This window comes from uncultured Methylobacterium sp., from assembly GCF_964244095.1.
Lineage (GTDB): Bacteria > Pseudomonadota > Alphaproteobacteria > Rhizobiales > Beijerinckiaceae > Methylobacterium.
The window spans coordinates 1-10048 of record NZ_CAXTHR010000151.1; the positions used below are offsets into that span (position 1 = coordinate 1).

Annotated in this window: 14 protein-coding genes; 6 read left to right on the forward strand and 8 right to left on the reverse strand. The window is 71.6% G+C overall.

Annotated features, from left to right (window positions below):
• From ACFE86_RS18640 to ACFE86_RS18650, 3 genes are all read left to right on the forward strand, one after another.
• The coding region (locus ACFE86_RS18640) for an electron transfer flavoprotein subunit beta/FixA family protein (protein WP_375456814.1) at window positions 1–413 on the forward strand (413 nt) is incomplete at its 5' end.
• A 66-nt stretch (window positions 414–479) separates the two neighbouring features.
• Window positions 480–1433, forward strand: coding sequence for an electron transfer flavoprotein subunit alpha/FixB family protein (locus ACFE86_RS18645; protein ID WP_375456815.1), 954 nt, complete (start codon window positions 480–482; stop codon window positions 1431–1433).
• Between the two features lie 200 nt (window positions 1434–1633).
• On the forward strand, window positions 1634–2515 hold the full coding sequence (locus ACFE86_RS18650; protein WP_375456816.1) for a 3-hydroxybutyryl-CoA dehydrogenase: 882 nt from the start codon (window positions 1634–1636) through the stop codon (window positions 2513–2515).
• A 28-nt stretch (window positions 2516–2543) separates the two neighbouring features.
• On the opposite strand, the gene ACFE86_RS18655 is transcribed toward ACFE86_RS18650, so the two are convergent.
• The 5 genes from ACFE86_RS18655 to ACFE86_RS18675 form a co-directional block, all read right to left on the reverse strand.
• Window positions 2544–2849: a hypothetical protein gene (locus ACFE86_RS18655; protein WP_375456817.1), complete on the reverse strand. Its 306-nt coding sequence runs from the start codon at window positions 2847–2849 to the stop codon at window positions 2544–2546.
• Window positions 2850–2973: 124 nt separating this feature from the next.
• Complete coding sequence (locus ACFE86_RS18660; RefSeq protein ID WP_375456818.1) at window positions 2974–3990, reverse strand: NAD(P)H-quinone oxidoreductase; 1017 nt, start codon at window positions 3988–3990, stop codon at window positions 2974–2976.
• A 79-nt stretch (window positions 3991–4069) separates the two neighbouring features.
• Window positions 4070–4705, reverse strand: coding sequence for a uracil phosphoribosyltransferase (upp, locus tag ACFE86_RS18665; RefSeq protein WP_375456819.1), 636 nt, complete (start codon window positions 4703–4705; stop codon window positions 4070–4072).
• A gap of 124 nt (window positions 4706–4829) precedes the next feature.
• On the reverse strand, window positions 4830–5297 hold the full coding sequence (locus tag ACFE86_RS18670; RefSeq protein WP_375456820.1) for a DUF2852 domain-containing protein: 468 nt from the start codon (window positions 5295–5297) through the stop codon (window positions 4830–4832).
• 57 nt (window positions 5298–5354) lie between these two features.
• On the reverse strand, window positions 5355–6002 hold the full coding sequence (locus tag ACFE86_RS18675; protein ID WP_375456821.1) for a TetR/AcrR family transcriptional regulator: 648 nt from the start codon (window positions 6000–6002) through the stop codon (window positions 5355–5357).
• Between the two features lie 293 nt (window positions 6003–6295).
• On the opposite strand from ACFE86_RS18675, the gene ACFE86_RS18680 reads away from it, so the two are divergent.
• The 3 genes from ACFE86_RS18680 to ACFE86_RS18690 all read left to right on the forward strand — a co-directional run bounded on the left by ACFE86_RS18680 (window position 6296) and on the right by ACFE86_RS18690 (window position 8015).
• Window positions 6296–6598: a hypothetical protein gene (locus ACFE86_RS18680; protein ID WP_375456822.1), complete on the forward strand. Its 303-nt coding sequence runs from the start codon at window positions 6296–6298 to the stop codon at window positions 6596–6598.
• 293 nt (window positions 6599–6891) lie between these two features.
• A complete protein-coding gene (locus tag ACFE86_RS18685) occupies window positions 6892–7281 on the forward strand; it encodes a thioredoxin family protein (protein ID WP_375456823.1) in 390 nt (129 codons plus the stop codon).
• 14 nt (window positions 7282–7295) lie between these two features.
• Window positions 7296–8015, forward strand: coding sequence for a cytochrome c biogenesis CcdA family protein (locus ACFE86_RS18690; RefSeq protein WP_375456824.1), 720 nt, complete (start codon window positions 7296–7298; stop codon window positions 8013–8015).
• Window positions 8016–8125: 110 nt separating this feature from the next.
• On the opposite strand, the gene ACFE86_RS18695 is transcribed toward ACFE86_RS18690, so the two are convergent.
• The 3 genes from ACFE86_RS18695 to ACFE86_RS18705 all read right to left on the reverse strand — a co-directional run.
• The gene (locus ACFE86_RS18695; protein ID WP_375456825.1) at window positions 8126–8311 is read right to left on the reverse strand and encodes a DUF1192 family protein; all 186 of its coding nucleotides are present in this window, start codon (window positions 8309–8311) and stop codon (window positions 8126–8128) included.
• A gap of 8 nt (window positions 8312–8319) precedes the next feature.
• Window positions 8320–9537: a phosphopentomutase gene (locus ACFE86_RS18700; protein ID WP_375456826.1), complete on the reverse strand. Its 1218-nt coding sequence runs from the start codon at window positions 9535–9537 to the stop codon at window positions 8320–8322.
• Between the two features lie 4 nt (window positions 9538–9541).
• Window positions 9542–10048 (reverse strand): ATP-binding cassette domain-containing protein (locus ACFE86_RS18705; protein WP_375456827.1); only part of this gene is annotated, 507 nt, incomplete at its 5' end.

A 10048-nucleotide genomic window follows, 5' to 3' on the forward strand; every position in this document is an offset into this window, starting at 1 on the left:
TCATCCTCGGCAAGCAGGCGATCGACGACGATTCCAACCAGACCGGCCAGATGCTCGCCGCCCTGCTCGGCTGGCCGCAGGGCACCTTCGCCTTCAAGATCGAGGTCGGCGACGGCAGCCTCGACGTGACGCGCGAGGTCGATGGCGGCCTCCAGACCGTGTCGCTCAGGCTCCCGGCGATCGTCACCACCGACCTGCGGCTCAACGAGCCGCGCTACGCCTCGCTGCCGAACATCATGAAGGCGAAGAAGAAGCCGCTGGAGGAGCTGGCGCCGGACGCGCTCGGCGTCGACGTCACCCCGAAGCTCAGGGTGCTGAAGACCGCTGAGCCGCCGGGCCGCTCGGCCGGCATCAAGGTCGGCTCCGCCGCCGAACTGGTGCAGAAGCTCAAGACCGAGGCCAGCGTGATCTGACTGTCACCGGGGTGCTCCCGCCCGGTCGAGTCCCTTCCGTCAAAGAGCCATCCGAGGTTTGAACCGATGACCACCCTCCTCCTCGTCGAGCACGGCCAGTCCGAGATCAAGGATGGCACGCTGAAGGCGCTCACCGCCGCCAAGGAACTCGGCGCGCCGGTCCACGCCCTGGTCGTCGGCGCCGGGAGCAGGGGGGCGGCCGACGCCGTGGCCAAGCTCGACGGCGTCGACAAGGTGCTGCTCGCCGAGGACGCGGCCTACGACCACGCGCTCGCCGAGCCCGTCGCCGCGCTGATCGTGGCGCTCGCCGAGCCCTACGACGCGATCGTCTGCGCGGCGACCACCACCGGCAAGAACATCCTGCCGCGCGTCGCCGCCCTACTCGACGTGGCGCAGATCTCCGACATCATCAAGGTGCTCTCGCCCGACACCTTCGAGCGGCCGATCTATGCCGGCAACGCAATCCAGACCGTCCAGGCCGGCGCCGGCAAGAAGGTGATCACGGTCCGCACCGCCGCCTTCAAGGTGACCGGCGACGGCGGCGCGGCGGCTCCCGTGGAAGTGGTGAGCGCGGCGGCCCCCGAGGCCGGCGGTTCGATCTTCAAGGGCGAGGAGATCGCCGCGTCCGACCGGCCGGAGTTGGCCGCGGCCAAGATCGTGGTGTCGGGTGGGCGTTCGCTCGGGTCGTCGGACAAGTTCAAGGCGCTGATCGAGCCGCTGGCCGACGCGCTCGGCGCCGCGGTCGGCGCCTCCCGCGCGGCGGTCGATGCGGGCTACGCCCCCAACGACTGGCAGGTCGGCCAAACCGGCAAGGTGGTGGCGCCGGACCTCTACGTGGCCGTCGGCATCTCCGGCGCGATCCAGCATCTGGCCGGGATGAAGGACTCGAAGGTCATCGTGGCGATCAACAAGGACGAGGACGCGCCGATCTTCCAAGTGGCCGATTACGGCCTCGTCGGCGACCTGTTCCAGGTGCTGCCCGAGTTCCAGGCCGAGATCGGCAAGGCCAAGGGCGCTTGATCCGTACGGAGGACCTCGATCGCGCGAGCGGCCCGGTCCGTCGTGCCGCGCGGAACGCTTATGGGTTCCGTTCGGGCGGCGGAAGGGTCTAGAAGGCTGCAGCACGATCCTGCCCGCTTTCGCGGCGGAAGCCGGAGCGTGCGACTCATTCAAGCGCGACAGCCGCTGCTGTTGTCGGCACCGGGGGCACGGATCGGCAGATGGGCATCGATATCAAGCGGGTCGGCATCATCGGTGCCGGACAGATGGGCAGCGGCATCGCCCATGTCTGCGCCGCGGCCGGCCTCGACGTGCTCCTCAACGACCGTGATTCCGATCGTCTCAATTCCGGCCTGGCCAGCATCGACGGCAACCTCGCCCGGCAAGTCGCCAAGGGCACTATGGATGAGGCCCGGCGCCGGGACGTGCGGGAGCGGATCGTCCCCGCCCGAAGCTTCGACGACCTCGGCCCCTGCGACCTCGTGATCGAGGCGGCGACCGAGAACGAGGCGACCAAGCGACAGATCTTCTCGACGCTCTGCCCGTCCCTGCGCCCGGACGCGCTGGTGGCGACCAACACCTCGTCGATCTCGATCACCCGGCTCGCCGCCTCGACCGACCGGCCGGAGCGGTTCATCGGCATCCATTTCATGAACCCGGTGCCGGTGATGCAGCTCGTGGAGCTGATCCGCGGCATCGCCACCGAGGACCCGACCTACGAATCCGCCAAGGCGTTCATCGCCAAGCTCGGCAAGACCTCGACGATGTCGGAGGACTTCCCGGCCTTCATCGTCAACCGCATCCTGCTGCCGATGATCAACGAGGCGATCTACACGCTCTACGAGGGCGTCGGCTCGGTGGAGTCGATCGACACCGCGATGCGGCTTGGCGCGAACCACCCGATGGGCCCGCTGCAGCTCGCCGACTTCATCGGCCTCGATACCTGCCTGTCGGTGATGCAGGTGTTGTACGAAGGGCTGGCGGACTCGAAGTACCGGCCCTGCCCGCTGCTCGTGAAGTACGTCGAGGCCGGCTGGCTCGGCCGCAAGGTCAAGCGCGGCTTCTACGATTATCGCGGCGAGACGCCCGTCCCGACCCGCTGAGGCCGGGCCGGGACGACATGGGGCGAACTTACTTCGGCTGGTTGCCGTTGATGCTCGGCTGGGATGGCTGCGGATAGGCCGGGTTGCCGGCCGGGACGCCGCCGCTGTTGGCCGAGGACGGCACGTTGGTCGAGCCCGTTACCGATCCGGTGATCTCCTTGCGCGACGCGTCCTGGCTCTGGCTGGCGTAGTCCTTCGGCGAATTCGCGCCGTTCCAGGTCAGCAGGCCGACCGTCGCGATCACCAGGAGCACCAGGCTCCCGACCAGCACCCAGAGCATCGACTTGCCGCGCTCGCCCTGACGCGCGTCCTGGTCGGGAAGTTTCGCTACCATCGTGCCACCTCACCTGCGCGCCGAACGGGCGTCGCGCGTACCGGGACCGGCACGCATTCGTGATTCGGCAAACGCCCGGGCGCTGGTGCAGGTTCCTGTCAGCGCACGGTCAGACACGGTCGCGTCAGCGGCCGGTGACGAGCAGGATCTTGCCGAGATGGGCGCTGGTCTCCATCAGTTCGTGGGCCTTGCGCGCGTCCTCCAGCGGGAAGATCGCATGGATGACCGGCCGGATCGCGCCCGAATCGAGTTCGGGCCAGATGTCGCGCCGCAGGCCCTCGGCGATCGCCGCCTTCTCGGCCTTCGAGCGCGGGCGCAGCGTCGCACCGGTGAAGGTCAGGCGCTTGAGCATGATCGGCGTGATGTTGAGCGCCTCGACCTTGTAGCCGCCCATCAGCGCGATCAGCACGAGCCGGCCCTCGAGCGCCAGCGAGGCGAGGTTCCTGGCAAGGTAGCTCGCGCCGATCATATCGAGGATCACGTCGACGCCCCGGCCGTCGGTCAGCCGCAGGATCTCCTCGGCGAAGTCGGCCTCGCGGTAGTTGATCGCGGCGTCCGCGCCAAGATCCTCGCAGAAACGGCACTTCTCGGCGGAGCCCGCGGTCGTCAGCACGCGGGCGCCCATCCGCTTGGCGATCTGGATCGCGGTCGATCCGATGCCGCTCGATCCGCCATGCACCAGGAAGGTCTCGCCGGAGGCGAGCCGGCCGCGCTGGACCACGTTGGAATAGACGGTGAAGAACGTCTCCGGGATGCCACCGGCATCGATCAGCGTCACGGCCGCGGGCCTTGGCAGGCAATGGCCGGCCTCCGCCACCGCGAATTCGGCGTAGCCGCCGCTGATCACCAGCGCGCAGACCTCGTCGCCGAGGCCGAGGCCCGACACGCCCTCGCCCAGCGCCGCGATGCGCCCGGACACTTCGAGGCCCGGAACCGCAGTCGCGCCGGGCGGCGGCGGGTACTTGCCGCCGCGCTGCATCACGTCCGGCCGGTTGACGCCGGCGGCGACCACCTCGATCAGCACCTGGCCCGGACCGGCGACCGGCAGCGCCGCCGTCTCGATGCCGATCACCTCCGGCCCGCCGCCACCGTCGAAGCGGACCTGGCGCATGCTCAGGGGCAGGTTCGGGGTGGTCGTCATCGCGCGTTCTCCGTCAAGGCCCCCTCGTCGCCGTCCGGCTTCGGCTTGGCAAGCCCCCGCGCGCTTGGCAGCCACCGCCTCAGCGGGTGCCGTACATCCGGTCGCCGGCGTCTCCCAGGCCCGGCACGATGTAGCTGTGGTCGTCGAGGTGGCTGTCAATCGCCGCCGTCCAGATCGGCACGTCGGGATGGGCGGCCTGCAACCGGGCGACGCCTTCGGGCGCGGCGAGCAGGCAGACGAAGCGCAGGTCCTGCGCGCCGCGCGCCTTCAGCCGGGTCAGCGCCGCGATGGCGGAGTTCGCCGTGGCGAGCATCGGGTCGAGCACCAGCACCGTGCGGTCGGCAAGATCGGACGGCGCCTTGAAGTAGTACTCGACCGCCTCCAGCGTCTCGGGGTCGCGGTAGAGCCCGACATGCGCGACGCGGGCCGAGGGCACCAGCGACAGCATCCCGTCGAGGAAGCCGACGCCGGCGCGCAGGATCGGGGCGAGCACCAGCTTCTTGCCCTGGATGCGCTGGCCCTCCATCACCCGGATCGGCGTCTCGATGGTGACGGGTTCGAGCGGCAGGTCGCGGGTGACCTCGTAGGCCAGCAGCATCCCGATCTCGTTGAGCAGGTTGCGGAACCCTTGCGTCGAGCGGTTCTTGTCGCGCAGCAGCGTCAGCTTGTGCTGGACGAGAGGATGGTCGACCACCGTGACCGCTGCCTGGCTCATTCTGTCCCCCCGTCGCGCCTGCCCCCGCTTTGCCGAACGGCGGGCATCCGCGCAACGACGCAGGCCCGGAAAAAGGGCCCCCCGCTCGCGCGGAAGGCCCCCGATCCTGCAACCGTCCCGACGATCAGGCGGTGAAGCTCTGGTCGGTGCCCTCGGTGCGGCGCTTGGCCATGAACGCGTCGAACTGGTCGCGATCTTTCGCCCGCTTCAGCTCCTCGACGAAGGCGGCGAACGCCCGGCTCTCCTCCTGGAGGGCGCGGCGCTGCGCGTCGAGCCGGTCGAGTTCGGCCTTACGGTACGCCTCGAAGGCCCAGTTGCCGCTTCCGCCGCGGTTCGCCGACTCGAACGACCGGGCGAAGCGCGAGGCGCGTGCGGTGCCGCCCGCCCAGCCCGCGGCCCCGCGCTTGGCGTAGTCGCGCAGCTCCCCGACCGCCGGGTAGCCCGCGAGCTTCCAGGCGACGAGGGCGAGGCCGACCGGCCACCAGTAGATGAAGCTCACGACGATGGCGCCGATCTCGATCGAGCGGCGCGGAAACGGGCCGGAGCGGCAGACCTTGCCGTTCGCCCAGGGAGAGGAAGTGGATGTGCTCACGGTAAGGCTCCGGTGTTCATGTGAACAGCGTTAACATGCGTGCGGCCCGAGGGGCTTTCAAGGGGCGGTCCTGCAAGCCTCACGCGGGCTTGCCCCCCCCGCCCCATGCACCAGGGCGAGGACGCCGGCGCGCAGCAACTCGTACTTGTCGGGGATGCCGGCCCCCTTCGGCAGGTGCCCTGCCGCCGAGAGGGTGGCGAGCCCGTGCGCGAGCGCCCAGACTTCCAGCGCGATGAAGCGCGGCGCCACCCCGCCGAAGCCGTCCGGGAAGGTGGATTGCAGCGCCTCGACCAGCAGGTCGAACGGGCTCGGGCGCGGGCCGGCCTCGTTGCCGGCATGCGCGCCGCGGGTCTCGAAGATCGCGGCGTAGTAGCCGGGCTCCTCCTCCGCGAAGGCGAGGTAGGCTTCGCCCATCCGCGTGAACCGCTCCAGCGGCGTGCCGCGCGCTGTGAGCGCCCGCGCCAAGCGCTCGGCCAAGTCGGCGAAGCCCCGGCCCGCCAGTTCCTCGAGAAGCGCCTCGCGTCCGCGAAAATGGCGGTAGAGCGCGGCCGGCGTGACGCCGACGAGGCGCGCGGCATCGACCAGGGTGAAGCCGCCGATCCCGCGCTCGGCGATGAAGCGGCGCGCCGCCTCGATCAGCGCCTCCTTGAGGTTGCCGTGGTGGTAGCCGCGCCGGTCGCCGGGTCCGTCACGCCAGGGTCGCACCGGGCACTCCTCGAATGCGGCCCGGAACGCGGGCGCGCGACGTCTACGAACGAGCGCCGGGATGGTTTCAGGATCTCGGGCCGCGTATCAGAAACCACCGCCCGCCCGCAGCGTAAAGTCCATGGGTGGACGATCCGGCGCGGGCCGCGGCTTGACAGCCGCGATCTTCGCAACAGTGTTGCGCGACCTCGGAACGCCCATGACGAACGCCGCCCGCCTCCGTCCCGCACGCCCCGGCTCCGGACCGGCTTCGGCGCGCGCGGTCCGGCGGCGTCGGGCCGGAGCCTGACGCGGTGGCCTTCGTCAGCCTGCGGGCGTGGCGCGCACGCTCGGCCGAGCAGGCCGGGCACGCCAAGCGCCTGAAGGCCGCGTGTGCGGCGGCGCTCGGGCTCGGCCCGGACGACGCGCTCGCCGTCAACGAGATCGCCTGCGCCGATCCCGGCTGCCCCGACATCGAGACGGTGGTGCTGGTGATGCGCGCGGGCGAGCCGACGCGGGCGATCCGGCTGCGCACGCCGATGGAGGCGGTCGGCGAGAGCGAGCTTCTGCACCTCGCCGCCGAGGAGCGGGCCCTGCGCGCGCCGCCCGCACCGTGACGAGGCGGGCCGGCCCACGCCGCGGCGAGCCCCGGGCACGGCGCCGTGCCGCGCGCGGGCACCCGGTCGCGCGATGTCCCGAACGCGCTCGATCGCGTGGTCCCCGGCCTTGCGTCCGCCCGGCCTCCCGGATCGGCCGGGCGATCTTCGCCGTCGCGACCGCCCTGGGTTTCGATCGCCCGCACGGGCTTTCGTGACCGCGATCACGGGCAGACCCGGTCGCGTGGAGCTATGAATCGTGCATCGCGCCCGGTCCGTTCCGGCCGGGCGTTCCACCATCGGGGACCGCGACCATGACGAGCCGCCGCACGTTCCTCACCTGTCTCGCACTCCTCCCCATGGCCTTCGCCTCCGCGCGGGCCGGCGAGACGATGCCCTATGCGCAGGACGCCTTCGACGCCGCCCAGAAGGCCGGCAAGCCGATCCTCGTCGTGATCAGCGCGCCGTGGTGCCCGATCTGTAGGACGCAGAAGCCGATCCTGGCCAGGCTCGGCGCCGACCCGCGCTTCAGGGACCTGCTGATCTTCGAGATCGACTTCGACAGCCAGAAGGCGCTGCTGCGCACGCTCGACGTCCGCACCCAGAGCACACTGATCGCCTACAAGGGCGCGACCGAGACCGGCCGCTCCGTCGGCGAGACCCAGCCTGAGTGGATCGAAGGACTGGTCGAGAAGACCCTCTGACGCCGCACGCCCCGATGACCGCCAGCCTCGGCCTCGCCTTCCTCGCCGGCCTGCTCTCGACGCTGTCCCCGTGCGTGCTGCCGCTGCTGCCGCTGGTGCTCGGGGCGGCGGCCTCGGAACACCGCTACGGCCCGGCGGCGCTGGCCGGCGGCTTGGCGCTCGCGTTCGTGGCGATCGGCCTGTTCGTCGCGACGGTCGGCTTCGGCCTCGGCCTCGACGGCGACGTCTTCCGCCGCGTGGCGGCGATCCTGCTGATCCTCGTCGGGATCGTGCTCGTGGTGCCCGCGGCGCAGGCCCGCCTCGCGGTCGCCGCCGGACCGCTCGCGAACCGGGCCGAGGCGCGCTTCGGCGGCTTTTCGAGTACCGGCCTTCGGGGACAGTTCGGCGTCGGGCTGCTCCTCGGCGCGGTCTGGTCGCCTTGCGTCGGCCCGACGCTCGGCGCCGCATCGATCCTCGCGGCGCAAGGGCGCGACCTCGGGATCGTGGCGCTGACCATGCTGGTGTTCGGCCTCGGCGCCGCCCTGCCGCTGCTGGTTCTCGGCACCCTGTCGCGGACTGTGCTGATGGGCTGGCGGGGCCGGTTGATGCGCGTCGGCAAGGGGCTGAAGGCGGCGCTCGGCGCGATCCTCGTCGTCACCGGCCTCGCGATCCTGACCGGTGCCGACAAGCGGATCGAGGCGGTGCTGGTCGATGCCTCGCCGGATTGGCTGAACGGCCTGACGACCCGCTACTGATCGAGCACGTCCCCGAAAGAATCCCGCTTGCCGCGACAGGTCCCTCTCCCGAACCGGAGGGGGCACCTGCCGAACCGGAGGGGGCACCTGCGTCCGAGCCGTAACTCTGCCTACCGCCTGAAGAACGCGTCCGCCGCGCCGAGCGCCGCCTGCTTGGCCTTGCGGGCCGCTTCCAGCCGTTCGATCTCGGCGTGCAGAAGCGCGATCCGGCGGTCGAGGTCGTCGAGCGAGAGGGCGTCCAACGCCTGCCCGATCTCGTGGATCACCGGGCGCCTTCGGTCCTCGTCGTCCCGCATCGTGATCCTCACAGAAACGGCGTCCCGGCGCCGGGTGACAGGCCGAGGTGGCGCGCCACCGACGCGCCGATATCCGAGAACGTCGCGCGCCGCCCGAGCGGGCCCGCCGCGATGCCCGGCCCGACGGCGAGGATCGGCACCTGCTCGCGGGTGTGCTCGGTGCCGTGCCAGGTCGGATCGTTGCCGTGGTCGGCGGTGACGACGCAGAGGTCGCCGGGCCGGAGCGCGGACACGATCTCCGGCACGCGGGCGTCGAAGGCTTCCAAGGCGGCGGCGTAGCCCGGCACGTCGCGGCGATGGCCGTGCTCGCTGTCGAAATCGACGAGGTTCACGAAGACGAGGCCGCCGTCCAGCAGGGACCTGAGCGCGTCGAGGGCCGCGTCGAGGCAGGCGGCGTTGCCCGCGGGCTTGACCTCGCGGCCGGTGGCGCGGTGGGCGAAGATGTCGCCGATCTTGCCGACGCTCACCACCGGCCGGCCGGCGGCGTGCAGGATGTCGAGCAGGGTGTCGCCCGGCGGCGCGACGGAGAAGTCCTTGCGGCGGGCCGTCCGCCGGAACCCCCCGCCGGCCGAGCCCGTGAACGGCCGGGCGATGACGCGGCCGATCCGGTAGCCGTCGCAGAGGTCGCGGGCGATCCGGCAGAGGTCGTAGAGCCGCGCCAGCCCGAACGCCTCCTCGTGGGCGGCGATCTGGAAGACGCTGTCGGCCGAGGTGTAGCAGATCGGCTTCTTTGAACCGATGTGCTCGGCCCCGAGCGCGTCGATGATCGCGGTGCCGGACGCATGGGCGTCGCCGAGGATGCCGGGCAGGCCGCCGAGCCGGATCAGGTCGCGGGTGAGGGCTGCGGGGAACGCGGGCCGCGCGTCCGGGAAATGGCCCCAGGGCTCGCGCAGGGCGAGGCCGGCGATCTCCCAGTGCCCCGACGGCGTGTCCTTGCCGGCGGCGGTCTCGACGGCGTGGCCCCAGGCACCGCGGATCGGCCCGGCCGGCGCGAGGCCCGGCGGGATGCGTCCCGTCGCCCCCGCGCAGGCGAGGCCCAGGCCGAGGGCCGCGAGGTGCGGCAGCCGCAGCGCCCCGGCGCGCAGGTCCGTGCGGTCGCCGCGCCCCTCCGCGCAGGCTTGCGCGACGTGGCCCACCGTGTCGGCGCCGGCGTCGCCGTAGCGGGCGGCATCCGGCGCCCCGCCGATGCCGACGGAATCGAGGACGATCACGAGGGCGCGGGCCATCGCCTCAGACCGGCTCGACGTCGGCGACCGTGTCGCTCTTCAGGGCGAAGGCGGCCGAGAACAGGGTGCGGGTGTAATCGGTCTTCGGCCGCGCGAAGATCGCCTCGGCCGGTCCCTCCTCGACGACGACGCCGTTCTGCATCACCAGGACGTAGTTTGCCAGCGCACGCACCACCTTGAGGTCGTGGCTGATGAACAGGTAGGCCAAGCCCCGCGCGCGCTGGAGGTCGCGCAGCAGCGTGACGATCTGCGACTGCACCGAGCGGTCGAGCGCCGAGGTCGGCTCGTCGAGGACGACGAAGCGGGGCTTCAGCACCATCGCGCGGGCGATGGCGATGCGCTGGCGCTGGCCGCCGGAGAACTCGTGCGGGTATCGGTCCATCGCCGCCGGGTCGAGGCCGACATCGGCGAGCGCCTGCGCGACGATCGCCCGGCGCTCGCGCTTCGGCACGTCCTGCACCAGCAGGCCCTCGGCGACGATGTCGGCCACCGACATCCGCGGCGAGAGCGA